Source organism: Natrinema caseinilyticum, assembly GCF_024227435.1.
Lineage (GTDB): Archaea > Halobacteriota > Halobacteria > Halobacteriales > Natrialbaceae > Natrinema > Natrinema caseinilyticum.
The window spans coordinates 3,214,848-3,240,270 of the sequence record NZ_CP100445.1 but is presented as its reverse complement, the minus strand read 5'-3'; the positions used below and the strand labels follow the sequence as shown (position 1 = coordinate 3,240,270).

The 25,423-nt window shown below is 64.5% G+C and carries 27 protein-coding genes; 13 read left to right on the top strand and 14 right to left on the bottom strand.

All coding sequences use genetic code 11. The annotated features are described in order from the left end of the window. Positions 1–16: 16 nt before the first annotated feature. Both nadA and NJT13_RS15870 read right to left on the bottom strand, forming a co-directional pair. Positions 17–1,150, bottom strand: a complete 1,134-nt coding sequence (nadA, locus tag NJT13_RS15875) for a quinolinate synthase NadA (protein WP_254522612.1) — start codon at positions 1,148–1,150, stop codon at positions 17–19. 682 nt (positions 1,151–1,832) lie between these two features. Next, the gene (locus NJT13_RS15870) at positions 1,833–2,816 is read right to left on the bottom strand and encodes an LLM class flavin-dependent oxidoreductase (protein ID WP_254522611.1); all 984 of its coding nucleotides are present in this window, start codon (positions 2,814–2,816) and stop codon (positions 1,833–1,835) included. Between the two features lie 115 nt (positions 2,817–2,931). Here NJT13_RS15870 and NJT13_RS15865 point away from each other — a divergent pair, with 115 nt between their 5' ends. Together NJT13_RS15865 and hmgA are read left to right on the top strand one after the other, a co-directional pair. After that, positions 2,932–3,330, top strand: coding sequence for a hypothetical protein (locus NJT13_RS15865; RefSeq protein ID WP_254522610.1), 399 nt, complete (start codon positions 2,932–2,934; stop codon positions 3,328–3,330). Positions 3,331–3,382: 52 nt separating this feature from the next. After that, the gene (hmgA, locus tag NJT13_RS15860) at positions 3,383–4,609 is read left to right on the top strand and encodes a hydroxymethylglutaryl-CoA reductase (NADPH) (RefSeq protein ID WP_254522609.1); all 1,227 of its coding nucleotides are present in this window, start codon (positions 3,383–3,385) and stop codon (positions 4,607–4,609) included. Between the two features lie 38 nt (positions 4,610–4,647). Here hmgA and NJT13_RS15855 read toward each other — a convergent pair whose 3' ends face one another. Next, positions 4,648–5,172 carry a DUF5817 domain-containing protein gene (locus NJT13_RS15855; protein WP_254522608.1) on the bottom strand — a complete coding sequence of 175 codons (525 nt, stop codon included), beginning with the start codon at positions 5,170–5,172 and terminating at the stop codon, positions 4,648–4,650. Positions 5,173–6,061: 889 nt separating this feature from the next. Further along, positions 6,062–6,616 (bottom strand): hypothetical protein, encoded by a 555-nt coding sequence (locus NJT13_RS15850; RefSeq protein WP_254522607.1) that lies wholly within the window; start codon positions 6,614–6,616, stop codon positions 6,062–6,064. A 185-nt stretch (positions 6,617–6,801) separates the two neighbouring features. Between NJT13_RS15850 and NJT13_RS15845 the strand changes: the two genes are divergently transcribed. Then, on the top strand, positions 6,802–7,143 hold the full coding sequence (locus tag NJT13_RS15845; protein ID WP_254522606.1) for a cupin domain-containing protein: 342 nt from the start codon (positions 6,802–6,804) through the stop codon (positions 7,141–7,143). Between the two features lie 238 nt (positions 7,144–7,381). Here the strand turns inward: NJT13_RS15845 and NJT13_RS15840 are convergent, their stop codons facing one another. Next, a complete protein-coding gene (locus NJT13_RS15840; protein WP_254522425.1) occupies positions 7,382–8,599 on the bottom strand; it encodes an RNA-guided endonuclease InsQ/TnpB family protein in 1,218 nt (405 codons plus the stop codon). Between the two features lie 229 nt (positions 8,600–8,828). Continuing rightward, positions 8,829–9,257, bottom strand: coding sequence for a hypothetical protein (locus tag NJT13_RS15835; RefSeq protein WP_254522605.1), 429 nt, complete (start codon positions 9,255–9,257; stop codon positions 8,829–8,831). Between the two features lie 376 nt (positions 9,258–9,633). Between NJT13_RS15835 and NJT13_RS15830 the strand changes: the two genes are divergently transcribed. The 3 genes from NJT13_RS15830 to NJT13_RS15820 all read left to right on the top strand — a co-directional run bounded on the left by NJT13_RS15830 (position 9,634) and on the right by NJT13_RS15820 (position 12,598). Then, positions 9,634–10,647, top strand: a complete 1,014-nt coding sequence (locus NJT13_RS15830) for a sodium:calcium antiporter (protein ID WP_254522604.1) — start codon at positions 9,634–9,636, stop codon at positions 10,645–10,647. A gap of 107 nt (positions 10,648–10,754) precedes the next feature. After that, positions 10,755–12,053 (top strand): O-acetylhomoserine aminocarboxypropyltransferase/cysteine synthase family protein, encoded by a 1,299-nt coding sequence (locus NJT13_RS15825; protein ID WP_254522603.1) that lies wholly within the window; start codon positions 10,755–10,757, stop codon positions 12,051–12,053. Between the two features lie 155 nt (positions 12,054–12,208). After that, on the top strand, positions 12,209–12,598 hold the full coding sequence (locus tag NJT13_RS15820; protein WP_254522602.1) for a DUF7522 family protein: 390 nt from the start codon (positions 12,209–12,211) through the stop codon (positions 12,596–12,598). Here the strand turns inward: NJT13_RS15820 and NJT13_RS15815 are convergent. Next, positions 12,576–12,770: a hypothetical protein gene (locus tag NJT13_RS15815; protein ID WP_254522601.1), complete on the bottom strand. Its 195-nt coding sequence runs from the start codon at positions 12,768–12,770 to the stop codon at positions 12,576–12,578. The genes NJT13_RS15820 and NJT13_RS15815 overlap by 23 nt on opposite strands. A gap of 236 nt (positions 12,771–13,006) precedes the next feature. Between NJT13_RS15815 and NJT13_RS15810 the strand changes: the two genes are divergently transcribed. Beyond that, positions 13,007–13,528 carry a DUF5813 family protein gene (locus NJT13_RS15810; protein WP_254522600.1) on the top strand — a complete coding sequence of 174 codons (522 nt, stop codon included), beginning with the start codon at positions 13,007–13,009 and terminating at the stop codon, positions 13,526–13,528. Positions 13,529–13,568: 40 nt separating this feature from the next. Here the strand turns inward: NJT13_RS15810 and NJT13_RS15805 are convergent, their stop codons facing one another. The 3 genes from NJT13_RS15805 to NJT13_RS15795 all read right to left on the bottom strand — a co-directional run bounded on the left by NJT13_RS15805 (position 13,569) and on the right by NJT13_RS15795 (position 16,626). Continuing rightward, the gene (locus NJT13_RS15805) at positions 13,569–14,444 is read right to left on the bottom strand and encodes a hypothetical protein (RefSeq protein WP_254522599.1); all 876 of its coding nucleotides are present in this window, start codon (positions 14,442–14,444) and stop codon (positions 13,569–13,571) included. Between the two features lie 113 nt (positions 14,445–14,557). Further along, positions 14,558–15,610 carry a dipeptide epimerase gene (locus NJT13_RS15800; protein WP_254522598.1) on the bottom strand — a complete coding sequence of 351 codons (1,053 nt, stop codon included), beginning with the start codon at positions 15,608–15,610 and terminating at the stop codon, positions 14,558–14,560. Beyond that, positions 15,607–16,626: an N-acetyltransferase DgcN family protein gene (locus NJT13_RS15795; protein WP_254522597.1), complete on the bottom strand. Its 1,020-nt coding sequence runs from the start codon at positions 16,624–16,626 to the stop codon at positions 15,607–15,609. The genes NJT13_RS15800 and NJT13_RS15795 overlap by 4 nt, the downstream gene beginning before the upstream one ends. 708 nt (positions 16,627–17,334) lie before the next feature. On the opposite strand from NJT13_RS15795, the gene NJT13_RS15790 reads away from it, so the two are divergent. Beyond that, positions 17,335–17,529 carry a hypothetical protein gene (locus NJT13_RS15790; protein WP_254522596.1) on the top strand — a complete coding sequence of 65 codons (195 nt, stop codon included), beginning with the start codon at positions 17,335–17,337 and terminating at the stop codon, positions 17,527–17,529. 18 nt (positions 17,530–17,547) lie between these two features. On the opposite strand, the gene NJT13_RS15785 is transcribed toward NJT13_RS15790, so the two are convergent. Beyond that, entirely contained in the window at positions 17,548–18,480 is a 933-nt protein-coding gene (locus NJT13_RS15785; protein ID WP_254522595.1) for a Vms1/Ankzf1 family peptidyl-tRNA hydrolase, read from the bottom strand. Between the two features lie 29 nt (positions 18,481–18,509). After that, entirely contained in the window at positions 18,510–18,902 is a 393-nt protein-coding gene (locus NJT13_RS15780) for a DUF5802 family protein (RefSeq protein ID WP_254522594.1), read from the bottom strand. 368 nt (positions 18,903–19,270) lie between these two features. Between NJT13_RS15780 and NJT13_RS15775 the strand changes: the two genes are divergently transcribed. Both NJT13_RS15775 and NJT13_RS15770 read left to right on the top strand, forming a co-directional pair. After that, positions 19,271–20,011 (top strand): cation:proton antiporter, encoded by a 741-nt coding sequence (locus tag NJT13_RS15775; RefSeq protein WP_254522593.1) that lies wholly within the window; start codon positions 19,271–19,273, stop codon positions 20,009–20,011. A gap of 137 nt (positions 20,012–20,148) precedes the next feature. Then, positions 20,149–20,805 (top strand): ArsR/SmtB family transcription factor, encoded by a 657-nt coding sequence (locus NJT13_RS15770; RefSeq protein ID WP_254522592.1) that lies wholly within the window; start codon positions 20,149–20,151, stop codon positions 20,803–20,805. Here NJT13_RS15770 and NJT13_RS15765 read toward each other — a convergent pair. Beyond that, a complete protein-coding gene (locus NJT13_RS15765; protein WP_254522591.1) occupies positions 20,802–21,422 on the bottom strand; it encodes an MFS transporter in 621 nt (206 codons plus the stop codon). The two genes, NJT13_RS15770 and NJT13_RS15765, sit on opposite strands and share 4 nt — an antisense overlap. Before the next feature lie 87 nt (positions 21,423–21,509). On the opposite strand from NJT13_RS15765, the gene NJT13_RS15760 reads away from it, so the two are divergent. Together NJT13_RS15760 and NJT13_RS15755 are read left to right on the top strand one after the other, a co-directional pair. Continuing rightward, on the top strand, positions 21,510–21,719 hold the full coding sequence (locus NJT13_RS15760; RefSeq protein WP_254522590.1) for a hypothetical protein: 210 nt from the start codon (positions 21,510–21,512) through the stop codon (positions 21,717–21,719). A gap of 165 nt (positions 21,720–21,884) precedes the next feature. Next, positions 21,885–22,100: a hypothetical protein gene (locus NJT13_RS15755; protein WP_254522589.1), complete on the top strand. Its 216-nt coding sequence runs from the start codon at positions 21,885–21,887 to the stop codon at positions 22,098–22,100. Positions 22,101–22,200: 100 nt separating this feature from the next. Here the strand turns inward: NJT13_RS15755 and ppsA are convergent, their stop codons facing one another. Further along, entirely contained in the window at positions 22,201–24,534 is a 2,334-nt protein-coding gene (gene ppsA / locus NJT13_RS15750; RefSeq protein WP_254522588.1) for a phosphoenolpyruvate synthase, read from the bottom strand. Between the two features lie 265 nt (positions 24,535–24,799). Here ppsA and NJT13_RS15745 point away from each other — a divergent pair, with 265 nt between their 5' ends. Further along, positions 24,800–25,408, top strand: a complete 609-nt coding sequence (locus tag NJT13_RS15745) for a hypothetical protein (protein WP_254522587.1) — start codon at positions 24,800–24,802, stop codon at positions 25,406–25,408. Positions 25,409–25,423 lie beyond the last annotated feature (15 nt).

Sequence of the window (25,423 nt, the reverse complement as noted above, 5' to 3'; positions counted from 1 at the left end):
ACGTTCGTGAGCACGATCAGATCTCGAGCATTCGATCGAGCGCGACGCCCGCGAGTTCCTTCTCCTCGGGTGCGACCTCGATCACGTTGTGTTCGCGACCCTCGGCGAGTTCCTCGAGAACCCAGGTGAGGTAGTTGGGGTCGATCTGACGCATGGCGTTGCAGTCCATGCAGGCGTCGCCACAGAGGGGCACGACGTTCACCTCGGGGTGCCAGCGCTGGAGGTGGTTCGTGAGGTGAATTTCGGTACCGATGGCCCAGGTGTCGCCCGGGGCCGCGTTTTCGACCGTCTCGCAGATCGTCGCCGTCGATCCGGCCACGTCCGCCGCCTCGACGACGTCGCGGCGACACTCCGGGTGGACGATGACCTTCGCATCCGGGTTCGCTTCGCGAACCCGGTCTACGTGGTCCACCCGGAACCGCTCGTGGACCTGGCAGTAGCCGTCCCAGAGGATGATGTCGCTGTCCGCGACGTCGTCGGCGTCCTTACCCTCGGGGTCCCAGGGGTCCCACTCGGCGATCTCGTCTTCCATGCCGAGCCGGTGGGCGGTGTTTTCTCCGAGGTGCTTGTCGGGCAGGAACAGCACCTTGTCGCCCTTTTCGAAGGCGTACTCGAACGCTTTGTGCGCGTTCGAGGAGGTACAGACGAGTCCCCCCTGGCTGGCACAGAATGCCTTCAGGTCCGCGTAGGAGTTCATGTAGGTGATCGGGATGATGTTCGCGTCGGGGGCCGCATCGGTGATTTCGGCCCACGCGCTGTCGACCTGGAGCGCCTCGGCCATCCCCGCCATCGGACACGACGCTTCCATGCTCGGAAGGATCACGGACTGGTCGTCGTCCGTGATGATGTCCGCGCTCTCGGCCATGAACGTCACGCCGCCGAAGATCACGTACTCGGCGTCCGCGTTGGCCGCTTCCTTCGAGAGCTGGTACGAGTCGCCGATGAAGTCGGCGTGTTCGACGATCTCCCGTCGCTGATAATTGTGACCCAGGATGACGACGTCGTCGCCGAGTTCCGAGAGCGCCGCCTCGATGCGTTCGGTCCGTTCCTCGGCCTCGAGATCCCGGTATCGGGGCGGCAGTTGCTCGAGGTTGTCGTATTTGAACAGACTCAAATCGGTTTCTAGCTCCGCCGTTTCCATTTTGACCATTTCACGTCACCTGTGGTTGATCGCATATCAGTGGGGGATATTGAATAACTTTTTCCTTCGAACGGACGATCTGTGGGAATACCACCAATTGATACGGCGGCTGAAACTCGATCGGTGTTGTATCATCGGACGTGACAGGTGTTCACTGCCGAGAGTCACGGTCACCGAAGTCCGTTTTCGCGGCGTTCGTTCCGAGCGTCCGGTACTCGAGGACGCGTTTTCGAACGTCACGCGGCGAGACCGGCGGCGCGAACCGGCCCGGGGTACGATTCGACTCGCCGCCATCGGGGGGCCTTCCCACGACAGCGTGCGCTCCCCGCGAGCACCGACGGCACCGTCGCGAGACGTCGGTGCTGCGACGGCGTGACCGCCTCGTGTCCGGCGAGCTTCGACGCCCGCGCCCACTGCGCACTCGAGCGGTCGGCACTCGGGGGACGATCGACATCGATCGCCGTTCGGCGGCGTCGTTCAGCGGGAACCGGTCCTCGAGAGCGGCGACATCCGGACGGAAGACACCGGGCCGCGAATCGTCGACGTTCGCGAGGAGTTCGACTACGTCAGCTACGGTGTGCTGCGGAAACCGATCCCGAACCCGACGGCGAAGCGGGCTCACGATCGTGTCGGAGTTGTCGGCGTCACACCCGCCCTAACGGGCGGGGATTCTCGCCTCGAAAAGAGATAGCTACAGCCGCTCGGGTGCGAGCGCGTCGATCGTTGTCTCGGTCACCTCCCGCGAGGCCGGGTCGGGGACGACGACGATCGGATGGTCGATCCCCGTCTCGTCGACCAGCGTCCGGAGCTGTTCGCGCGCGTCCGCGGGCGTTCCCGCGACCCCGAGATCGGCGAGCATCTCCTCGGTCACCGCGTTCGCGGCGTCCCCCTTGTCGCCGCCGCGCCAGGCCTCGGCGACCCGGTCGGCCGCGTCCGGGAACTTCGACGCGACCGCCCGTCGGTAGCCCTCGCCGCTTCCCACGTAGTAGGCGATGTGACGGCGCAGGGTATCGCGCGCCTCGTCCGGGTCGTCGCTGACCGCCGACGGAACGTACGGTGCGATGGCGATCTCGTCCGGATCCCGGTCGCGTTCCCGCGCGGCCGCTGCGACCTCCTCGAACGCCTCGTCGAGTCGCGAGAAGGGGATGTTGTGCGGAATCCAGCCGTCACAGAGTCGGCCGACGACGCGGCGGTTGGCCGGTCCGAGGCCGGCGTGGTAGATCGGGACGGACACGTCGAGCGACGGGAACGACGACGCCTCGAGTAACTCGCCTTCGTACTCGACCGGCTCGCCGTCGCCGGCGGTGAACGCGCGGACGAGTTCGATCGTCTCGTGAGCGCGCCGGACCGGTCGATCGAACGACCGTCCGTGGAGGCCTTCGATGGCGATTTTCGTGCTCGTCCCGAGACCGAGCGTGAACCGACCGTCGGAGACGTCCTCGAGGGAGGCTGCGGTCATCGCGAGGACGGCCGGGGTGCGCGAATAGACGTTCAGGATCGCCGTCCCGATGCGGATCTCGTCGGTTCGACAGGCGATCTCGGTCGCCTGAACCACGGCGTTCGCACCCCAGAGTTCGCCGATCCAGATCGCACTGTACCCGTGGTCTTCGGCACGAATGGCGACGTCCGCGAGGTCCATGTCACCGTACGCGGTCACGATGAGTCCAACGTCCATGCAGTGTCGGTTGCGCTCCAGGGCCAAAAATCGAACCGCTCACCGCGTCGCGATCCGAACTCGAGAAATTGCAACGGAGCGCAAGTTTGACCTGTCCGCCCGTTGGCCGATCCGTATGCTCGACCGCGAGGGGCGCATCGTCTTCGGATCGTTCCTCTTGTTCGTCCTCGTTCGGGCCGGTTCACTCGTCGGAGAGCGCCAGTTCGGGGTCGCGCTTCGGGACCGACCGCTTCCGTCGCTGGTCCTGTTTGCGGGCGTCGCGGTGGTGCTGCCCCAGCTCTATCTCGCGTCGACCGATGGCGACACCGGGCCCACGTCGCAAAGCAGACTCCGGTTCGCAGCCATCGCGACGGCCGCGTTCGCCGTCGCCTTCGCCGACAGCGCGGCCGGACTGCAGGCCCTGCTCATCGCGGCGGTCGGGGTCGGCTCGATACTCGGACTGCTCTGTTACGAGGCGTTCGACGGATACCGGGCCTCGAGTGCCGACTGGTCGCTCGACCTGGGAGAGCGGTAACGGAGCGTGGGAATCAGCAACTGTTAGGACGCCCCACCGTCTCGACCCATCCATGACAGACCCCGAGGACATAGCCGAACGGGTGCGTGACGGCGACCTCAGACTGCACGAACTCGAGGACCACGCGGATCACGATACGGCGGCCGAAGCGCGGCGCGTACTCGTCGAACGCGAATCGGGTGCCGAACTCGAGGCGATCGGCGACTACGCGTTCGCCGCGGAGCAGGCGGACCCGAACATCGAGAACATGATCGGCGCCGCACAGGTTCCGATGGGCATCGTGGGCCCCGTTCCCGTCGACGGCGGCGCGGCCGACGGCGACCACTACCTGCCGCTCGCGACGACCGAGGGCGCGCTGCTGGCGTCGGTCAATCGCGGACTCGGCGTGATCCGCGCCGCGGGCGGCGCCGAGGCGCGCGTCACGAAAAACGGCATGACTCGCGCGCCCGTCTTTCGCGTCGACGGCGTCGTCGAGGCCGCCGAGACCGTCGAGTGGGTCGGGGACAACGTCGAGGCGCTGCGGGAGGCCGCCGAATCGACGACGAGCCACGGCGAACTGCTCGACGTCGAACCGTACGTCGTCGGCGACTCCGTCTTCCTGCGCTTCGCCTACGACACCAAGGACGCGATGGGAATGAACATGGCCACGATCGCCACCGGGACGGCCTGCGAACTCGTCGAGTCCGAAACCCCCGCGTCGCTCGTGGCGCTCTCGGGGAACCTCTGCTCGGACAAGAAACCCGCCGCGGTCAACGCCGTCGAGGGACGGGGCCGTTCCGTGACCGCGGACGTACTCGTGCCCGGCGAACTCGTCGAGGAACGCCTCCACACGACCGCCGAGGCCATCGCGGAGGCCAACACCCGCAAGAACCTGATCGGCAGCGCCAAAGCGGGCAGTCTCGGGTTCAACGCCCACGCCGCGAACGTCGTCGGCGCCGCCTTCCTCGCGACCGGCCAGGACGAAGCGCAGGTCGTCGAGGCCGCCAACACGATCACCACGATGGACGCGCGTCGACGCGACGACGGTACCAGCGATCTCTACGCCAGCGTCTCGCTCGCCTCGCTCGAGGTCGGCACCGTCGGCGGCGGGACCAAACTGCCGACCCAGGCCGAAGCGCTCGATATCCTCGGCCTCCGTGGCGGCGGCGATCCGCCGGGGTCGAACGCCGACGCGCTCGCCGAGATCTTCGCCGTCGGCGCGCTCGCCGGCGAACTCTCCCTGCTCGGCGCGCTCTCCTCGAGGCACCTCGCGAGCGCACACGAGGATCTCGGTCGCTGAGGACCGCGGTCGACGTCACCGCCTCTCGCGTTCGCAGATCACAGCAACCGATACCGACCACGGCTCTCGCTTATGACCCCGCGCCGCGTCAGTTTCTCGAGCGCGTTTCTGACGTACTCGGCGGACACGCCGCGCTCTCGGGCGTACGCGACGATTTCGTCCTCGGTCGGCCGGTCTAAGGCCTCGAGCGACCCTTTCACGATTTCCGTCTTGCTCCCGTTACGGGTCGGGCCCCGCGGGTCGCGTTCACCCGCCGCTTTCACTTCCTCGACGTCCAGGCCGGACTCCGCGAGGTACTCCGACTCGTCGACGACGCCGTCGGCCACGTCGTCCTCGAGGTCGGCGAAGGAGTCGAGCCTCGCGAAGGCGTCGCCCTCGCCCTGGCGGTTCGCGAGCATCGAGGCCCGGACGTCGCGAGCGTGGGCCGCGTCGTCGGTTTCGACGAACTTCTTTCGCTTCTCGTAGGCTTTGCGCGAGCCACAGCGGGGGCACTGGGTCGTCTCCGAACGCCCCTCGATGAGCCAGAGGTTCGAGCACTCGCTACAGCCGACGACGGCGTACATGGCTCGATATGAGCCGTCCTGCTAATTCAAGCTTCGGCAAGCGAAGCTAGCGTGATCGGGACGGCGGTCGATCGTCGACTCGAGAGACCAGTCGTTCAGCGAGTTGAGCCGTCAGAGACGATCGGAAAAACGAAACTGATTCGTCGTAATCGAAGGGGCAGCGGAATTACAAGATGAATCGATGGAACGAACATGAACTAGTCACTCTGAACGAACAACGCAATTTCAAAGTTACATCTACACTCAAATTAAAATTATTTTAGAGAATGTATCATAGAACTATTCTCAGGTGTTGACTACACTCGATTCCCTGGTGAATTGGCCGATAAGTAGGCATACCTACTCACCACGGACACAATACTGATATATGTTTCTTCCATTTGTTTAACTACTTATGGCTCATCGTCTCGCATCACTTCACGAGGACAAGTTCCTCCGAGTGATCGTCGCCACGGTCGTCGTGCTCGGTGGATTCGTGACTTTTACCGAGATGACGCTACGAAGTATTGTTCCAATATTAGTCATATTTGTCGCGGTGGAGGCACATAATGTCGTAGACGAGATGTATGCTCTTCCCGCGGGGTCAAACGGGCTTGCCTATGGGGCATCCGTATTCATTGCAGGTGTATACGTTGCAGCTATCCATCCACCGAACTCATGGATCGGAGGTCTCTTAGCCCTCGTCGGCCTCTGGTTCGTCTTCGATGGTGTGACGATCATCAAAGACGAGCCATCTCGGACGGAACACGAGTACGTGTCCGACCTCGACGACGAGATGGGTGAGGTGATGCACCGAATGCAGACGTTAAACGTCGTGTATCAAGCTCTTCGGGACACTTCTGAGCCGAAAACAGCCACAGAGCTTGCTACTGACCTTGATCTCACCGAATCACGCGTCGGAAGTGCTCTTGGGTTTCTGCAAAGCAAGGGCCGTATCGAGCAGGTGGGGAATCAATACCGTGCGGAACCGCCCCGGTGGGGTCGGGTAACTCCCGTCGTCCAATTCCTTGTCTGGCTCCCACGTCGGGTTTCCCGCCCGTTCCGCCGAGTAGCTACGAACGCCTAACCCTGTCCTTATCGAGTCAAAACACCTATATAATGAGTGTGAGAGCCGTTTTATGACTCCCTCGAGTGTTTTGATGTGTTTCGGCTCGGTTCCGTCCTGTTTGGCGAGTCGTTGGACCTCGTCCGGATCAACATCGTCCAGCTTTCCACTCCCGCTGAGTTCGCCGATCTGTTTGCGCGATAAGCCCGCATCGCCCAATTTCGACGCTTTGCCGCCCGTGAGGGCGTCCTGAATCTTCAGCGCGGCCTTGTCGGGAAGATGGGGCAGCAGCGTGTTCGAAAGAACCTTCGTGGCTTTCCCCGTCTTTGATCCGAACGCGCCTTTCCACTTCTTGGTGAAGCTGACTAGCTGGCCTGCATCCGCGGCTTTGCCGAGCACCGGAACCACTCCTCGAGCTCAGGATTCGAGTCTACTGTCATATACTCACTATCACCCACCCCAACGGAACCGATCCACAGCCCGTCGATGTCTCGAGCATCACAGTGAGTCAGCTGAAGCACTTCCACCGACTCTCTCTCCGGGATCCGCGGAGTTATGTGGTGTGTCGCCGATATAAGTCACGTATGGAACGCGTTTCCCGTGCTGACCTCGAGCCTTCGGAGGCCGCTGACGGCGTCCACCTGGCGCTGATGGCCGGGACCGAATCGATGAACGTCCAGCACTTCGAGATCGAACCCGGCGCAGTCGTCGACGAACACAGCCACCCCCACGAGCAGACGGGATACATCGTCGACGGCGAATTGACCTTCATCGTCGACGGAGCGGAGGTCGTCTGCGGACCCGGCGACTCCTACGGCATTCCGGGCGATCAGGCCCACGCCGCCGAGAACCGCGGGGACGTTACCGTTCGCGGTGTCGATATTTTTAGCCCGCCGCGAGAGAATCCGAGTTGGCGCGACGACTGACTCCGTCGAGCTACCACCCGCTCAGCGATTGCGCGTGACCACGATTCTCGATACCGCGTGACGATCGTCGCCGTCGCCGCTACGATGGCGCTTTCGGTGGTCGGACTGGCCGTGAGGTTCGTGCGCGATCGGCTCGTCGATCGCCGATCGGTCGTCGCCGCTCGAGACCGGGACTCGAGTTGCACCGACGTAAATCGCCTCGGGGTCAAGCCCCGAGGCTTTCGCGTGGACTCCCGTTCTATGCCTCAACAGAGGCAGGGGGCACGTACTCCCCGCTCACGTTCAGTGTCCCGCGATTCAAGCGCACATCTACGGGTGCGCCTCCATCGTCTGCGTTTTGCCGACGACGGAGATACTGCAAACCGATGTTCTTGGAAGCGTTGTAGTCCGCGTGGTTCTCGTACCCACACTGCTGACACTCAAACGACTCCCCGTCACGGTTATCGTCATGGGTAAATCCACACGTCGAACACCGCTTCGACGTGTTGCGCGGTTCAACCTGTACGGCCTCGATACCCTCTGCTTCGGCCTTGTATTCGACGTACTCGTAGAGGCGTCGGAACGCCCACACATGTTGCCACGTCGCTTCGGGAAGGTTCTCACGGATATACGTCAAGTCCTCGAACACGATATGCGAGCAATCGTTCTCGACGGCTTCCTCGATAAGTTCGTTCGCCACCGTGTGGAGGTGTATCTCGAAGCGTCCGTACTCTTTCTGCCCAACTGATTCGATGTTCTCGTGGGCGTGGCGAGAGCCACACTGCTGAAGCGACCCACGACGTTTCTCGTACTCTCGACGCCAATGGTTGAACTCGTCTGCCGACCAGAATCGCCCCGTCGAAGCGACGGCGAGGTTGTTCACGCCCAAATCCACACCAAGGACTGTTCTGTGCTTGGACTCGGATTCGGGCGATTCCTCGTCTGCTTCGACTTTCCGCATCGAGGCGTGGAGATACCAGTCACCGTCGCGGTACTGCAAGTGTGCCATCCGAAACTCGAAGTCCTCGTCGGAGACGTACTTGGTCGGTGGCGTCTCCGAGTCGTCGGGGAGGATGTAGTCGCACTCGACGCGCCCGTCTACGGTGGACAGTGATACGTGGTCGCGGTGGAACGTCGCACTCCGCTTGTCGTACACCGCGCTGTCGGCAGAAAAGTGCGGTTGCGACGTGTTCTCCCCACGTTCGAGACGCGAGACTCCGCTTTTGACGGCTTCGACCGCCCTGCGAATCCCTTTTTGGACAAGATTTGCAGTCAGGTCGGTTTCGTCGCGGAGTCGGTCGTAGAGGGCGCGTTCGGCTTTGGCTTTCGAGGTGACGTGGTAGCCGTCGTCGCCGTGCCAGCACCACTCGCTCGCGGTGTTGGCGCAGTGTTTGAACTGCTCGACCGTCTCTCGGAGGAGCGGGTCGGCTCCGTCGGGAGTGTCGAGTTTAATGACGGCGGTGCGACGGTATTCCACTGTGTTTTCACATATACCGTCGGTGTTACTTATACATTTGGGAGTCGGCCCGCCATCGTAGCGTGGTTTGTGTCATCGGTTGTCGGCTTCCTCCCCGACCTCAAGGGTCGGGGCATCCGCCTCGTACCGCCTGTGAAAAACGGAGTGACGGCGGTGCGATGTGGGAGAACGCAGTCGGTCACCGAGTACCGACGATTGGGGCTCGAGTGGGTCGAGCCACGACTCACGGCTACGCGACGTCTCGGTCGACCGCGTTCGATCGGATCTCCCGGGCGCGCTGCCGAACGGAGGCGACGTACCGCTCGATTTTCGGCGGTTTCTTGCCGTAGAACGATGCGACCCAGTTCAGATCCGTGCCGGGCATGGTGAGAAAGTACGCGGCGAGCGTGTCCCGCCCCGCCTGGATCACTTCCGGTGGGACTCCCCGCTCGCCCGTTCCGTCCTCCTGGAAGCCGTTCGTGTCGAAGTAGACGTCGGCATACAGCGTGGCCGTCTCCGGATCCGCGAACGTGATCGGCGTGTGCTGGGGTGCCTCGAACCGATACTGCGGGTCCTCGCTTTCGGGCGTCGTGCACTCGATGATCCGGACGTCCAGAACGTAGTCTTTGTAGACTGATTCCCCGTCGTCGGTCGGTGGGTGCGGCGTTGATTCGGGCATGTGTTGTCGACGGTGATCGGCGGTGGGCCGGCGGAGCCCCGCCGCGCATACGGTCGTACGACGAGTTCACGTCCGCGGCGGGTATGTGCGTTGCTAGTAGCGGTCCCCTCGATGGGGTATCACTCACGAGCGGTATTGAGATCGCCCGCTCTTTCGGAGAACGGGCCGCTCGTTCGCGTTCGACAGGGTGCCCGCCACAGCGTCTCCTCGCGACTCGGTGCAGGGGAGCAGTCAAACGGATGGACGTGGACGAGTGAAACGTGAGAATCGACGGACTCGTCACTCGAGGGGCCACCGCTCGACGGGTCGACCGCGAACGACGGTCTCCCTCGGCGGTATCGATCGAACGGATTCCCCCGGACCAGGTGCCATCGGTATGATCGGTATCGCCACGCTGTTCGGCCTCGCCGCCGCCGGAACCGTGGTCCTCTGGTACGGCAGCGTCCGACTCGAGGACGCGGCGAACGACATCGCGGTCGGATACGGGTTGCCAACGGTCGTCCAGGGGGCCGTGATCGCCGCCGTGGGCTCGAGTATGCCGGAACTGGTGAGCGTCCTGATCGCGACCCTGGTCCACGGCGAGTTCGAACTCGGCGTGGGGTCGATCGTCGGCTCCGCGGTGTTCAATCTCCTCGCGATTCCGGGTATTGCGGTGATCATCGGCGGCGGTATCGATACGACTCGGGAACTGGTCTACAAAGAGGCGCTGTTTTACATGCTCGCGGTCGCGTCGCTGCTGTTGACGTTCTCGCTCGCGGTCATCTACAACCCGGTCACCGCGACCGACGGACTCATCCGCGGTGACGTTTCCCGACCGCTCGCGCTGTTTCCCGTCGCCCTGTACGGGCTCTACATCTTCACCCAGTATCTCGACGTCGCGGACGAAGGGCGCGTCGTGGACACGTCGGTCAATCTGACACGGGCCTGGCTCTGGTTCGGCGTCGGGCTCGTCGCGATCGTCATCGGGGTCGAAGGCCTCGTCCGGTCGGCGGTCGGTCTCGGGGAAGCGTTCGGAACGCCGGCGTTCCTCTGGGGGATGACGGTCGTCGCCGCCGGTTCGAGCCTGCCGGACGCGTTCGTCAGCATCGCGGCCGCACAGGCCGACCGGCCGACGGTCACGATCGCGAACGTTCTCGGGAGCAACACCTTCGACTTGCTCATCTGCGTGCCCGTCGGCGTTCTCGTCGCCGGCACGTTGACCGTGAACTTCGCGCACATCGTCCCGATGATGAGCTTTCTGGTCTTCGCGACCACCGTGTTCTTCGGCATTTCACGGACGGAAATGCGCCTCTCCCGACGCGAGGCGTGGACGTTACTGGTGCTGTACGTCGCGTTCGTCTGCTGGTTGATCCTCGAGAGCCTCGGCGTGGTCAGCGTCCTCGAGTTCTGACGCCGGGGCTCGCACACCCCGTCCGTCGCGACGACGAGGCAGCCGAACGGATCCGCCCGACGTGAGTGTCTAGTGGTTTTACTTGGTCCGGATGTGTCGACGCTGGTATGAGCGACGATTCAGACTCTGACGGCCACCGATTCGCCACGAACAGCGTCCACGCCGGTCAGGAACCGGACCCGACCACCGGATCCCGCGCGCCGCCGATCTACCAGACCACGTCCTACGTGTTCGACGATACGGACCACGCGGCCGCGTTGTTCGGACTCGAGGAGTTCGGGAACATCTACTCGCGGATTATGAACCCGACCAACGCGATGTTAGAAGAGCGCATCGCGGCGCTCGAAGGCGGCGTCGGTGCGCTGGCCACGTCCTCCGGGATGGCCGCGTTCGACCTCGCGACGTTCATCCTCGCGGAGGTCGGCGACAACATCGTTTCCTCGTCGTCGCTGTACGGCGGGACCTACACCTACCTCACTCACACGGTCGAGAAGCGGGGTATCGAGACGAAGTTCGTCGAGACGCTCGACTACGACGCCTACGAGGAGGCGATCGACGACGACACCGCGTTCGTCCACCTCGAGACGATCGGCAACCCCGCGCTCGTCACCCCCGACATCGAACGGATCGCCGACATCGCCCACGACCACGACGTCCCGCTGTTCGTCGACAACACCTTCGCGACGCCGTACCTCTGCCGACCGCTCGAGCACGGCGCGGACCTCGTCTGGAACTCGACGACGAAGTGGATCCACGGCGCGGGCTCGACGGTCGGCGGGATCCTCGTCGACGGCGGCTCGTTCCCCTGGGAGGAGGGCGATTATCCCGAAATCACCGAACCGAACCCGGCCTACCACGGCGTCAACTTCCGCGAGACGTTCGGCGACATGGCCTTCGCGCTCGTCGCCCGCACGCGCGGCCTGCGCGACCTGGGGAACCAGCAAGCGCCCTTCGACGCCTGGACCACCCTGCAGAAACTCGAGTCGCTGCCCCTGCGGATGGAGAAACACTGCGAGAACGCGATGGCCGTCGCGGAATACCTGGAAGATCACTCGGCCGTCGAGTGGGTGAACTACCCCGGCCTCGAGAGCCACGAGACCCACGAGAACGCCACGGAGTACCTCGAGGGCGGCTACGGCGGCATGATAACTTTCGGGCTCGAGGGCGGTTACGACGCCGCGGAAACGGTCTGTAACGAGGTCGAACTCACCAGCATGCTGGCGAACGTCGGCGACGCGAAGACGCTGATCATCCACCCTGCGAGTACGACCCATCAGCAGCTCACCGAGGAGGAGAAGCTCGCGAGCGGCGTCACCGACGACCTCGTTCGCCTCTCGGTCGGGATCGAGGACGTCGACGACGTGATCGCCGACCTCGAGCGGGCGATAGAGCAGGCAGAGGCGTAACTCGGCGATCGACGACCGCCGTAATCGAGGGACCCGCACTCGAGGGCCGACCGCGATCGTGCTGGGGAAGAACGACGGCTGTCGTCGCCGCATGTATTTTCAAAGTACTGTGTTCAGCCCTCGCCGTTAAGGTCACCGAGTCCGACTGGTCAGGTATGCCGACCGGGTTACTCACGTCGGAAGCGGCGGAACAGATCGTTGCGACCTGTCGGACGGCCATCGGTGACAGCCTCCGTTCGGTCACGTACTTCACGCGAGACGACTACGAGCAGATGTACCTCCGCGAGGACTTAGAGCGCGACGCGGACCTCTCGACGTTCATCGGCCACGAGTGGCGCGGGTTCAAGACCACCCAGACCGCCTACGAGGGGTCGGAACTCGGCGCGTACGAGTACACGATTCGGGTGTTCGAGAACGGCTTTCTGGTCCGCGTCACGAACGACCGCGAGGGCGTCTTCGTCACGACGGACGGTCTCACGGTCAAGGACTTCGAAGAAGTAGCGACGGCGCTCGACTCGTTCCTCAGCGAACGCGAGATTTCCTGACTGTCTCGTCCGGCCGTACCGATCTCGGTTCCCCGTCCGGATCCGTCTCCGTTTCGGCCTCCGCGTCGTCGGCCTCCTGGCGCCCGATCGGCAGGCCGGAACCGTACTCGTCGTCAGTCCCGAGGAGGCGAGCGAACCGACGACGCTCCGCGGCGCGTCTGTCTAAACTCATGGCTCGGACCGAGGCCGGATTCCCCCCTTGTAATGCGGATCTTTTGCGGCCGTAACCCGGTACTTCTCCGTGAAACGATCCCGACACCGTCCGACGAGTCTCCCCGCGGAATCTGCTCCCGTCGGGTCGGGCCGCGGCCCACGCCGAAATCGACCCCGTGTAACCCGGCGGAAATTGACATCGTCCCGACCGAAACAACGTAACACCCTTTTCCGCCACGCTCGTCTTGTCTCCCGATGACAGACCTTCCGGAACCAGTCGAACGCGAACTCGAGTCACACGACGCGTTCGACCGGCGCGACGACGGATACGCCCTCACGACGACCGTCTTCGAGACGACCGTCGCGGCCGAGGACGCGGAGGGGAACCGCGACGGTCGGTTCCGCGTCACCGTTTTCCTCCCGACCCTCGACGCGGCCGTGGCCGACGAGGTCGTCGCGACCGTCGTCGAAGATGGCTGGTACGAAACGCTCGAGCGCCGCCTGGGGGACGTCTTCGACGTCGCCCACACGAGTACGCACGACGATCCCGTCGTCGAACGCGACGCCGACGAAGTCCGGGTCCGTCTCGAGTACACCGCCTGGGACGCCGCTGAGGGCGTCGAGGACGCCAAAGCCCTGATCGAGTTCGTCGAAGGGACCTTCGCACAGGGAATCGTTCCCGGATACGAGTACCGCGGTCCGGCGGCGACCCTCCTCGAGAACGCACAGAGCCGAGGGCAACGGGCCGCAGACGACGATGGCGGGATGCCACTGTAGCGTCCCCGAAACGGGCGTCCGGCCGATCGCCGCGCTCCCGTTAACGATCCGAACCCACACCGAATGGACGGGTCAGTAGGTCGTCGGGTGTCCGCTCGGGGACGAGATCGTCCGGAAGGACGTCCCAGCCGAGTTCGTCCTCGCCCGGAACGGCATCAGTTCGGAAGCCGGGGTCGTCTGCGGGCGAGAGATCGCGGTACTCGGCCGGCGGCGCGTCGTGGGCGTAGACGCTTTCCGGATGGTCGACGGTCCAGATGTGGAGCATACAGGGTGTCCGACAGGGGACCTCGAGAGTTCCCGCCGCGAAATCCCGCTCGTAGGCCTGCCTGTAGTACCACCACCCGAACCGCGAGGGTACTCCGACGTGTGCGTGCCACGGCGAACACCGTCCGTCGGACCCGCCCTCGTCGTACACCGGCGGCGGATCGACGGGGTCCCCGCCGGCCGTCGCGATGAACATGACGCCCATCGACCGCCAGGAGTCGTTGTCGACGAGAACCGATTCCGGGCGTTCTGGCTCGAGCACTGCGTCCCCGCCGATGAAGTCGGGACTGAGCCAGTGCGACCAGCCGTCGTCGCCGCCGTCGAGCGCGTCGAAATAGGGCACGAATCCCGCGTCGATCAGCGACCCGACGTCTGGATACCGCCGGTCGAGCGTCTCCCCCACTGCCGATCGGAGTTCGGTCGTCGCCGGATGGTCGTCCGCACACCCCTCCGTCGTCGTCCCATCGCAGTCCGTCATCCCGGGCTCGAGCGTCGCCTCCGGACACTCCCGATCGAACGCTCGAACGTCGCGCCGCCCCGAGTCGTCCCCCGCGCCGCGCACGCTTCCGACGGACGATAGCGAGGCCGCTCCTGCCGATGCCCGCAACAGCGACCGCCGAGATACGTTCTGCCTGTCGGTACCGTCATGCATACCAGCAGTTCCACACCGGACGTCGATGTGAAACCCCGTTGCCCGTCGCAGTGACAGTCCGCGACACTGGTCGTTCCGCGGGCGTGAGACCACGACCGGAGTCCGAGCCGCCGTCAGTCGAACGCGGACTCGAGGACGGCGCCCGTTCCCGGCCGGTCGACACCGGCGAGATCGATCCGGCCGCCGGGCATCGGGACGCCTTCGACGGGATCGTCGGCCAGAAGCAGGGAGCCATCGAGGTCGGCGTAATCCAGCAGCGGCGCGAGGTGACAGGCCGCCGCGATCGAGGCGTTCGATTCGGTCATGCAGCCACACATCACCTCGAGGCCGTGTGCGCGGGCGGCGTGGATCAACCGTCCGGCCTCGAGCAGGCCGCCGCATTTCATCAGTTTCAGGTTCGCGATGTCACAGCGGTCCGCGATTCGGGGCACGTCCGCGAGCGTCACGCAGGACTCGTCGGCCGCGATCGGCAGCGAGGAGCGGTCGAAAACGTATTTCAGTCCGCTCGGATCGTCGGCGGAAACCGGTTGCTCGACGAACGCGACGTCGAACTCGGCGAGCCGATCGATCTTTCGGAGCGCCTCGCGAGGCGACCAGGCCTCGTTCGCGTCGACGAACAGCCGGACGTCCGGCGCGACCGACCGGATCGTCCTGACGATCTCGAGGTCGCGATCGGTCCCGAGTTTGACCTTCAACGTCTCGTGGCCGCGCTCGAGTGCCGTCTCGGTTTTCGCACGCATCGTCTCCTCGTCGTCGAGGCCGATGGTGTACGAGGTCTCGGGCGTCTCGGCGGGGTCGAGTCCCCAGTACCGGTAGAGCGGGACGTCGAACCGCTTCGCGACGAGATCGTGAATGCCGATGCTCACCGCGGCGCGGGCGCTCGGATTCCGGCCGACCGTCTCGCCCAGTTCGCGCTCGATGCGTTCGAGGTGGTGGGGATCGCCGACGTCCTCGACCACCGCCAGCAGGTCGGGCAGAACGGCCTCGACCGTCGCAGCGGTTTCCCCGTAGTGGGGGGACGGCGACGCGGCCCCGAGACCGGTCGTTCCGTCGTCGTCCGCGATGCGTACCAGTACGGCCTCGGTTTCGGTCGTCGTTCCGCGGGCGATCCCGAACGGATACTCGAGCGGGAGCGAGCGCCGTTCGAAGGCGGTCTCGAGGGTCATCGGACGAGCACCTCGAGCAGGTCGTCGGTGCCAAAGCGGAGGACGTCGGTCGCGGGCGCGCCGAGCGCGTCGGCGTAGTCGTCGACAGCTTCGCGGGCAGCCGCGTCCTCGAGACCGGCCGTATTGATCGCGCCGGCGACGACGCGGCTCGGCGCGACCGGTTCTGCGAGGCGCTCGTAGAGGTCGACGTACGTCGGAATCGACGGCAGCGAGAACGATTCGTAGCCGTGAATCGACTCGCGGTCGGCCTCGTGACAGAGGACGAGTCGATCCGCCATGGAACCGTGGAGGATCCCACAGGTGACCGCCGAATACGCAGGATGGACGATGCTTCCCTGTCCCTCGACGAACAGGTAGTCGTGATCGTCCCCCATCTCTCTGATCATCGACTCGACCGCGCCGGCGGTGAAGTCACTGATGACGCGATCGACCGGGGTTCCCCAGCCCTCGATCACGATACCGGTCTGGCCGGTCGGGATCACGGCGGCGTCGTAGCCGGCCGCGCGGGCATCGCGAGCGAGTTCCATGGTCGTCGTCATCTTGCCGACCGAGCAGTCGGTGCCGACGGTGAGGACGATTTCGGCGTCGACGTCGCCCGCGACACCGTCGCTGACCGTGAGGTCCGGCGGCGGATCGCGGACGTCTCTCAGCTCGCAGTCGTGTTCGGCGGCCAGCCGGGCGAATTCCTCGTCCTCGGCCAGAAAATAGTGCAGCCCCGAGATCACGTCGCAGCCGTACTCGAGTGCCGTCCGGACGTCGGTCCGCCAGGTTTCGTCGAAGCCACCGCCGATCGGAGCGATGCCGATCAGCAAGGCGTCGACGGCGTCGGGCTCGAGTTCGGCCATTCCGGCGACGATCGGCGCGTCCTGGACGTCCGGGACGAAGTCGGAAACGCGACGACCGTCGGCCGTCCGATCGAGGACGGCGACGACGTCGTGGTCGGCGTACCGGAGAACGCCGAGGGCGGTCTTGGCCCGCTCGGGAAATCGCTCGTGGGCGAGAATCGCGACGCGCATACCTGGCAATCGTCGACCGCTTACTTAACCATGGATCACCCGGAACGGCGCGATCGGACGACGTCGGGGTTGCGCGACTCGAGACGAGATCGTCCGATCCGATCGAGCGGGCCGTTCGGACCGACGAACGACCCTGTCGACGGGTGCCAACGGGTCGTTCACACGACAGACTCGGGAACGTCCGCGGGAATCGGTCGGAACGCGAAGCGGTCTGCTGTCCGAGAGCGACACTCTCGCGAACGCCGGCGGTCAACCGGCCCGACGCGGGTGAGCCGTCCGTGCCCGAACGGACCGAAAGGCCGGTGATCGGACCGCGGACCTGCTGCTTCCGCCGTACGTGGTTCCACGATGGCCGCCGTTGACGTTCCGAAAGTGGCCGGCTAGAGTCGCTGACAGAAACGGGATGCTACTTGCAGCAAGAAGCGGTCGTCGTTCGATGGTGTCTCGTATCCGGTACGCGCATAAATCCGATTATTTTACGCCCAAAACCGGCGTGAGTTAAGCGCGCCGATTCGGTTCCGACCGAATCGGTGCCGTCTACTGACCGTTTCGACGACCGTACCCCTCTGTTTCGATACGTGTAACGTTCCCCGTTTGTCGGCCGAAACTGTTCGTTCAGTACCATCGGTAGAACGGATCTGACCCGCCCCACCGCTCGCCGATGAACGGACGATGCAATTATGTACAGTGAGTGTGTCAACAAGTGGCATGGACGGTGTCCTGAACGAGACGACAAACAAGATCCACAAGTACGAGGCCGGTCGGTCCGACTTTCAGACGGTCTGTGGTGCGACGTCCCACGTCGCCCACGAACACCTTCGGCTGATCCCCATCGAGCGAGCGGTTACCGACACCGACGCGAATCGTTGCGGCCGCTGTTTTTCCGACGGCGACGGTTACTGACCGTCGGCCGGGTTCGAGCTACAGCATCCGGACTTCGGTCGTCCAGAAAGAGCGAACGGCGTCCTCGAGCGCCCGCTTCGGCGCCCCGGTCGCGTCGACGGCGGCCGTCGCGGCCGGTTCGAGTCGCGATTCCGCGACGAGCGCCTCGACGACGCCGCGTTGACCGACGAGGTACAGTGGAACCCCAGTCCGTTCACCGCCGCGTTCGTACGCGGCGAGGGCGGCCCGACAGCGCTCGAGGTGATCGTCGACCTGTTCGTCGCGGATCCGTTCGAATCTGGCCTGCGAGAACCCACCTTTCGAGTGATTTCCCTTGACATCGCTTTCGAATCCCTGGTAGTCGACGCGTTCGTCGTCCTCGAAGACGCCGAGGGCGAATAGATCGGTTCGCACCAACGCCAGGGCGTGTCGTCCGGTCGGGAGGAACCACTCGCGCTCGAGGGCGAATCGGTCGTCCCAGGTCGCCGCCAGTTCGGTATCGACCGGTGGCTCCACGGTCAGGGCGATCAGTCCGGCGTCGTCGATACAACACAGACACGGCGCCGCGTCGTCGACGAGCGCGACCCGCTCGCCGAGGACGTCGGCCAACTGCGTCCGGACGGGTTCTGAGAGCCCGTCGTCGCGGACGCCGACGGTCAACGCACCTTCTGGGCCCGTTCGGAACGATGCGAGCCGGTCGAGGACCTCTTCGAGGCGGTCTCCGCGCAGTTGAGTGCGGCGGTGAACGTCGAGCCCGGCGTCACGCTCGTTCACTCGGTCGAGTTCGCCCTCGAGTTGGGCGATTCTATCCTGGAGCCGGTTGAGTCGCTCTTCGGCATCCTGCCTGGCGGTAGTGGCCTCGGCCCGGCGGTCGGATTCGGCCTCGTAGCGCTTTCGCAACCGTTCGTTTTCGTCCTCGAGGTCGTCGATTCGCTCTTTGAGCGATGCACGGCCGAGTAACTCGTCGAGCATCCGGCCGAACACGGGAAGCGGACGTACTTTTAGGTTCCGGCGCCCGGCGGGTCGTCGTCCGGCGATCCGACGCGGTCGGCCTGCCACCCCCCCGAAAACTCGAGGAGCTGTCGGGCGCGCTCTCGTCGGGCGAGGAACACTTCGCGAAGCGAGGGCGGATTCCTGATTTCGGTCCCCTCGAGCATCGATTCCGGTAGTGCGAGCGTGTTCGTCGGAACGTCCGCCGCTCCGTGCACCGGAAAGTGATGCGACTCGAGTTTCATCACCAGCGGCGTGTCGAGGCGCTCGAGGCCGTCGCCGGTCGCGTACACTTCCTCGTTGATGTGCTCGTGTTGTCGGCTGTGCATGAGTGCGTGGTCCCCATCGGTCGGTGTCACGTAGAGACGTCCGAGATAGTAGCCTCTCGAAAAGACCTCGAACATGCTAGATAGTACCACGGTACGGTCGAACATAACTGTTTGCAGATACGTTTAAATCGGCGCGCTATCAGTCCGAACTCAGGCCGCCCGTCGTCGACCGATCGAACGGTTGGCTGAGATGCAAGCTTCGTTTGAAGTCGTCCGTCGTCTGCGAGACGTAACGTAGTCAGTGATTGATCGGTCTTCGACGAACGAAACGGTTCGAACAGTGACGGCGGGCCGATAGCGGTTCTCGACGTCTCTCCGGGATTTGATGACGGACACTGTGGCCGTCTTGAACGCTCAAAACGAACCTCACCGGCTAGTCGAACAGAGTAAACGATTCGAACGAAAGTCAGTCTTTTTAGTACGTTTGGAACAACACGTAGTCGATGACCCCAACCCGGCCCATCGCCCTTCTCGCAGTATTCGCCGTCGTCGGCCTCACGGTCGCGCCGCTCGCGAGCGGTGCGGTCGCGAATCCGTTCCTCCAGGCCGAGGCAGGCGACTCCGAGACGGCGACACCGAACGCATCCGTCGGGACGCTCATGCAGGCGAGCGCAGCCGACGCCGAGAGCACGATCGATTCGGGCATGTTCGAAGCCGCGTACGATCGCGCCGCCAACGAAAATCGGCCTGCGGTCGTCCGCCATCGAACGGCCGAACTCGAGTCACAGATAACCGAACTCGAGGCCGAACGTGCCCAGCTTGAGAACCAACGGGAAAACCTCTCTCAGGGCGCGTACAAGGCTCGAATGGCGAAACTGGCGGTCGAGATCGCGAGCCTCGAGCGATCGATCGACCGCACCGAGCGCCGCGCTGCCGACGTCGGCGTCTCCGAGGACGCGCTCGAGACCCTTCGAGAGAACGCGACGTCCATTCGACAAGCCGCCTCGGAGCAAGCCGGCCCCGGTATCGCGGCGCTCGCTCGAGGATTGTCCGGCAACGGGGGGCTGCCAGGATTCACACCCGAGCCACCGGACGAACGCGGCCAGTCCGACGGTACCGGGGGAGCCCAGGACGACGGTGAGACGGGAAACGATCCGGCGAAGCAGTCACCGACTGATCCCGGATCGCCACTCGATAAATCGAACGACAACCCCGGCGATGGAACGGGAACGGAAAGCGGATAGGGGACCGACAGCGGATCGGGAACGGAAGGCGGTACCGGTGTTGCTCCGTAGGCGGTCGAACAGCCGACCCGACGAGATGCCACTTCACGGCCGCCGAGCAGACACGCTTTTCAGCGCCGATCACTAACCCTCACTCGATGGACTCCGCCGCGTTGTTGGACTTGCTCGGGAACGAAAACAGGCGGCGAATTCTTCGATTGCTCGCTCGCAAGCCCTGTTACGTCACCGAAATCTCTGACTACCTCGGCGTGAGTCCCAAGGCGGTTATCGAACACTTGCGCAAACTCGAGGAGGCCGGATTGATCGAGAGCCGCGTCGACGACCAGCGACGCAAGTACTTCCACATCGCGCGAAACGTCCGACTCGAGGTGAACGTTTCTCCGTACGGATTCGCGAGCAAGAGCGCGTATCCGTCGAACAACAGTTTCGACATCACGACCTGTCGCCACCTCTCGCTCGACGTGTCCTGGGACGATTCTGACGAACTCGACGAGCTACTCGCCACCCTGGACAACTTAGAGCAGCTCGAAAACGAACTCTCGCTGGCCCAGCGATGGGTTCAGGGCCGGCTCTGTGACGTCCTCGACCAGATATCCGAGAGCGTCGGCGCTGGCCCGGAGAGCCGAATCTACGCGGACCTCCTCGCGAGCGTCCGCTCGGAGCCGAAATCGGTCGGCGAACTCAGCGACGACATCGACGCGCCGCGCGAGGTCGTCGCCGAATTGCTCGAGGTGATGGCCGACAACGGGGTCGTCCGTCGGACCGAGCGCGGCTGGGAACTGACGACCGGCTAACTATCGCCTCGGAGCCCGGCACGCAGGTCGCGACCGAAGTAGTAGCCCGCGACCGAGGCGACCAACCCGACGGTCGCCCCGACCGCGACGACGGCCTGCCCCGAGCCGGCGATCGCGACGACGGCGTGGTTGAGCACCGCGGCCACTCCGCCCACCGAAACCCCGGCGGCGCTCGTCTCGAGGTACCGGCGGTTCGACCCGACCAGACCGGCGACGAACGCGCCGCCGAACATTCCGATCGTGCGTCCGGCGAACGGGAGGACGGTTGCGCCAGCGAGCATGCCGATGCCGATAGCGAGAACGAGCGCGAGAAACATCCGCGGCGAGAAGTACCGTGTCGGTGAGAGCCGCGACGTGATCCGGGACAGCCACAACCGCGACGAGTCGCTCTCGGCGGCGGCTTCGGATCCGCGTTCGGTGCCCCCCAACGGACCGAATCCGCCGGAACCGCGCGTCCCGCCGTCGGACGTCTCCGACCGCCCCGATCGACCGGCCGACGCGTCCCCCGGACCCGACTCGATCTCGGAGAGCAGCCGGTCCGTCTCCTCTATGAGGTCGTCGGTAGCGGGGGCGTCCCGGTCCCGGCTCTCGGTCACCTCGTCCGAGCGGTCTCCCATAGTCGACCGGTGGACCGCCTCCATCATGGACCTTTCCCCGCCAGCGACGGCCCAAGCCTATAGGGTTGTGGCTGTCGCATCGGTACTATGACCTGGGTCGCAACGGCCGCGTTCGGGGTCTTTGCGGCCGGAACTGGCGCCTTCGTCTACCTGCTCGTGGCGAACCTCGATCCCCAGCCCGAATATCCGGAACTGATGACCGATCTCCTGGGGCTCATCGGAACAGTGATCGCGGTCTGTGGCGCGGCGATCGGTGCGGCGTTTCTCGTCGCCGCCGTGAACGCATACCCTGGCTGAAAGATCGCAGCCGATCGCTCGCGTCTGTCGGTTTCGACGACTGTTACCGACTTCACAGAGACCGTTAATATCACCCGCCGAGAACGTCAATGTCACCCGTCGAGACCGTCAATGTCACCCGTCGAGAACGCCGTTTTTTCACCGTCATGCTGGTAGTCCCCCGTCATGGACGCCGAACTGTTCGCGTTCGGACTCGCCGCCCTGACGCTCGGTCTCGGATTCCTGATCGTCTCCCGTCGGGTCTACGCTCGGCTCGAGGTATCACCCGACGTTCGCCGGTCGCTGCAGCTGTTGACGGTTCTGATCGCGGCCATACTCGTCCTCACCGGCCTCGGCCTCCTCGTGGTCGGCGTCGTCTCCTCGTCGGCGGTGCTCCCGTAGCTGGTCGGTCGATTCGACGGACGACTCGAGAAATCGGGCGACTGCCGTGCGCTCGGATTCTCCCGGTGAGCGACCCCGTGACCGTCGCCGTCGACGGCCGTTACCGGATCGAGTCGAGCAGCAACTTCTGCTCGACTCGCTTGACCTCGTGTTGGACGTCGCGAACGGCGTCGATGTTGGCCGAGATCGAGCTGATACCCTCGTTGACGAGGAACCGGGCCATCTTGGGTTTGGAGCCGGCTTGCCCGCAGATGCTCGTATCGACGTCGTGTTCGCGACACGTCTCGATGACGTCACCGATGAGCCGTAACACGGCGGGGTGAAGTTCGTCGAAGCGGTCGGCGACGTTCTCGTTGTTCCGGTCGACCGCGAGCGTGTACTGGGTGAGGTCGTTGGTTCCGAACGACGCGAAGTCGATTCCCGCTTCGGCCATGCTCTCGACCGAGAGCGCGGATGCCGGCGTCTCGATCATCGCGCCCCAGCGGCGTTTGTCCGGGTCGATTCCCGCCTCTATCATCTGTTCTTTCGCTCGAAGGACGTCCTCGGCGTCGTTGACCAGCGGGAACATGATCTCGACGTTGTCGTATCCCATCTCGTAGAGCCGACGGAACGCCTCGAGTTCGTGTGCGAAGACGTCCGGGCGATCGAGCGACCGCCGGATGCCGCGGTAGCCGAGCATCGGATTGTGTTCTGCCGGCTCGTCCTCGCCGCCCTCGAGCTGGCGGAACTCGTCGGTCGGAGCATCGAGCGTACGGACGCGGACGGGCCGCGGGTAGAATTCGTCGGCCACGCCTCGGATCCCGTCGACGAGTTCCGTGACGTAGGCGTCCTCCCCGTTTTCCGCGATGAATTTCGCCGGCGTCTGATTCAACGAGAGGATCATGTGTTCGGTCCGCAACAGACCGACGCCGTCGGCGCCCGTCGCCGCCGCGCGCTCGGCCGCTTCGGGGATCGAGACGTTGACCTTCACCTCCGTCGCGGTCATGGGTTTGACCGGCGCTTGCGGGCGGACCTCCTCGACGGGTTCGGTCTCGTCTTCGGGTTCGACTTCGGCCCCCTCGAGGACGGACCCCTTGTCGCCGTCGAGCGTGACGACCTGCCCGTCGTCGAGCACGGTCGTCGCGTTGGTCGTTCCGACGATGGCGGGGACGCCCAGCTCTCGAGAGACGATGGCGGCGTGGCTGGTCATGCCGCCCTCGTCGGTGATGATGCCCGAGGCACGCTTCATCGCGGGCACCATGTCGGGCATCGTCATCTCGGTGACGATGACGTCGCCGTCGCCCACTTTGTCGAGGTCGTCGAGTTTCTGCACGATTCGTGCGGGGCCGCTGACCGTCCCCGGACTCGAGCCGAGACCGTCGACGAGGACCTCTCCCGACGAACTCGAACCCGTGGTCTCGCCGCCTTCGGCCGCTTGAACGCTTCCGCTGCCGTCGGTGAGTCCCTTCGCCGCATCGACGGTGCCGGTCGTCTCCGCGCCGCCGGATCCGTTCTCGTCGATGGTGGTGATCGGTCGGGACTGGAGCATGAAGACTTCTCCGTCGACGATCGCCCACTCGACGTCCTGGGGTTCGCCGTAGTGGTCTTCGACGCGCTCGCCGAGGTCCATGAGGGCGTCGATCTCCTCGTCGTCGATGACTCGTGCCCGTCGCTTGTCTTCCGGTACCTCGCGCTCGACGGTCTGTCCGGTCGCGTCGTCTTTCTCGTGCATGACCTTCTTCTCGGCGACGGTGACGTCGACCGATCGGTCGTCGCGGTCGATGACGTAGTTGTCCGGCGAGACGGCACCGGAGACGACGGCTTCGCCGAGTCCCCAGGCGGCCTCGATGATCATCGTCGGATCGCCCGTCGAGGGGTGACTCGTGAACATCACGCCGGATTTCTCGGCGTCGACCATCTGCTGGACGACGACCGCGATGTTCACGGCGGAGTGGTCGAAGCCCTGTTCCTGACGGTAGTAGATCGCTCGCTGGGTAAACAGCGAGGCCCAACACTCACGGACGCGGTCGAGGAGGGCTTCCTCGGTGACGTTGAGGAACGTCTCCTGCTGGCCGGCGAAGGAGGCGTCGGGCAGGTCCTCGGCCGTCGCCGACGAACGGACGGCGACGAACGCGTCACCGGTGCCGATCTCGCCGTAGCTCTCTACGATTTCCGCTCGAAGGTCCTCGGGGAACGGCGTTTCGAGGATGAGTTCCTGTGCACGATCCGCGGCGTCGGCCAGCGCGGCCGAGTCGTCGACGTCGACGTCGACGGCAGCGAACAGTTCGTCGTCGATTTCGGCTTCTTCGATGAACGATCGGTAGGTCCCCGCGGTTACGACGAATCCCGGCGGGACGGGGAGCCCCGCACCCGTCAACTCGCCCAGGGAGGCGCCTTTGCCGCCGACCCGCTCGAGGTCGCCGGCACTGATCTCGTCCAGCCAGAGTACAGCCATCTCTATTATCGTGGACACTCGTCCGAATAAAGAAGGTTGCGAACGGCGGCCCTCAGTACTCACTCGCAGGTGAATTAGTTTCTACGACAGATGTCGACGATCGCCCGCGGTCGGCACCGACCGACGGCGACCCGTCCTCGTGAACGGACCGAGTGGAACTTTCGTGGCGATCACGCGCCGGCCGCTTCCGCGATCGTTTCTCGTACGGGTGATAATACATTCGACACCCCACAGAAATTATACAACTCCAGACAATTACGTAACCATGCCTGTTCGAACCCCGTTCGGATGGACGCTCGTCTATCGAACGATCGCTGTCGGATCGTTAGTACTCGGATTGGCCCTGGTTGCCGCCGGACTATTCGCGGGCTTTGGTGGTGCGGCGACGACGCTGGTTACAGATCCGCTGAATCCGGATCTTGCCCTCGAACAGGCGAATCCGATGATCACCCTGCTGCTTGCGGTCTTCGGTATCGTCGTCTGGCAGGTGGGGAAGACGTACGCGCTGTTCATGACGCTGCCCCGTGCGGCAGGTCAGGCCGCCACCGGCCACTCCGATTCGGACCGCGTCGCGAGCGAGGTCCGCGACGGACTCGACGACCGACTCGCCCGGATGGAGGCTGAACTCGAAGAAACTCGCCGAGCAATCGAAGCCCTCGAAGCCGGCAATCGGCGGGTGACCGGCGACGAACCGGCGTCCGTCGGCGACGACGAGTCGGCGACGTGGAAATCGAGGTCGTCCGGGTCGTCACCGGCCCCTCCCTCGAGCTCACGCCGCGGGTGGGACGGAAACGAGGGAGGCGACGGCGAGACCCGGGGCGACGCAGTCGGCGACCGCGGCACTGGGGACGATGCCGGCGATCCACTCGCCTGAACCGGTTCGGCCGTA

Excerpts from the sequence above, each read along its gene's own strand:
- nadA (WP_254522612.1), bottom strand. The coding sequence starts at position 1,150 with ATGGTCAAAATGGAAACGGCGGAGCTAGAAACCGATTTGAGTCTGTTC.
- NJT13_RS15870 (WP_254522611.1), bottom strand. The coding sequence starts at position 2,816 with ATGGACGTTGGACTCATCGTGACCGCGTACGGTGACATGGACCTCGCG.
- NJT13_RS15865 (WP_254522610.1), top strand. The coding sequence starts at position 2,932 with ATGCTCGACCGCGAGGGGCGCATCGTCTTCGGATCGTTCCTCTTGTTC.
- hmgA (WP_254522609.1), top strand. The coding sequence starts at position 3,383 with ATGACAGACCCCGAGGACATAGCCGAACGGGTGCGTGACGGCGACCTC.
- NJT13_RS15855 (WP_254522608.1), bottom strand. The coding sequence starts at position 5,172 with ATGTACGCCGTCGTCGGCTGTAGCGAGTGCTCGAACCTCTGGCTCATC.
- NJT13_RS15845 (WP_254522606.1), top strand. The coding sequence starts at position 6,802 with ATGGAACGCGTTTCCCGTGCTGACCTCGAGCCTTCGGAGGCCGCTGAC.
- NJT13_RS15835 (WP_254522605.1), bottom strand. The coding sequence starts at position 9,257 with ATGCCCGAATCAACGCCGCACCCACCGACCGACGACGGGGAATCAGTC.
- NJT13_RS15830 (WP_254522604.1), top strand. The coding sequence starts at position 9,634 with ATGATCGGTATCGCCACGCTGTTCGGCCTCGCCGCCGCCGGAACCGTG.
- NJT13_RS15825 (WP_254522603.1), top strand. The coding sequence starts at position 10,755 with ATGAGCGACGATTCAGACTCTGACGGCCACCGATTCGCCACGAACAGC.
- NJT13_RS15820 (WP_254522602.1), top strand. The coding sequence starts at position 12,209 with ATGCCGACCGGGTTACTCACGTCGGAAGCGGCGGAACAGATCGTTGCG.
- NJT13_RS15815 (WP_254522601.1), bottom strand. The coding sequence starts at position 12,770 with ATGAGTTTAGACAGACGCGCCGCGGAGCGTCGTCGGTTCGCTCGCCTC.
- NJT13_RS15810 (WP_254522600.1), top strand. The coding sequence starts at position 13,007 with ATGACAGACCTTCCGGAACCAGTCGAACGCGAACTCGAGTCACACGAC.
- NJT13_RS15805 (WP_254522599.1), bottom strand. The coding sequence starts at position 14,444 with ATGCATGACGGTACCGACAGGCAGAACGTATCTCGGCGGTCGCTGTTG.
- NJT13_RS15800 (WP_254522598.1), bottom strand. The coding sequence starts at position 15,610 with ATGACCCTCGAGACCGCCTTCGAACGGCGCTCGCTCCCGCTCGAGTAT.
- NJT13_RS15795 (WP_254522597.1), bottom strand. The coding sequence starts at position 16,626 with ATGCGCGTCGCGATTCTCGCCCACGAGCGATTTCCCGAGCGGGCCAAG.
- NJT13_RS15790 (WP_254522596.1), top strand. The coding sequence starts at position 17,335 with ATGGACGGTGTCCTGAACGAGACGACAAACAAGATCCACAAGTACGAG.
- NJT13_RS15785 (WP_254522595.1), bottom strand. The coding sequence starts at position 18,480 with ATGCTCGACGAGTTACTCGGCCGTGCATCGCTCAAAGAGCGAATCGAC.
- NJT13_RS15780 (WP_254522594.1), bottom strand. The coding sequence starts at position 18,902 with ATGTTCGAGGTCTTTTCGAGAGGCTACTATCTCGGACGTCTCTACGTG.
- NJT13_RS15775 (WP_254522593.1), top strand. The coding sequence starts at position 19,271 with ATGACCCCAACCCGGCCCATCGCCCTTCTCGCAGTATTCGCCGTCGTC.
- NJT13_RS15770 (WP_254522592.1), top strand. The coding sequence starts at position 20,149 with ATGGACTCCGCCGCGTTGTTGGACTTGCTCGGGAACGAAAACAGGCGG.
- NJT13_RS15765 (WP_254522591.1), bottom strand. The coding sequence starts at position 21,422 with ATGGGAGACCGCTCGGACGAGGTGACCGAGAGCCGGGACCGGGACGCC.
- NJT13_RS15760 (WP_254522590.1), top strand. The coding sequence starts at position 21,510 with ATGACCTGGGTCGCAACGGCCGCGTTCGGGGTCTTTGCGGCCGGAACT.
- NJT13_RS15755 (WP_254522589.1), top strand. The coding sequence starts at position 21,885 with ATGGACGCCGAACTGTTCGCGTTCGGACTCGCCGCCCTGACGCTCGGT.
- ppsA (WP_254522588.1), bottom strand. The coding sequence starts at position 24,534 with ATGGCTGTACTCTGGCTGGACGAGATCAGTGCCGGCGACCTCGAGCGG.
- NJT13_RS15745 (WP_254522587.1), top strand. The coding sequence starts at position 24,800 with ATGCCTGTTCGAACCCCGTTCGGATGGACGCTCGTCTATCGAACGATC.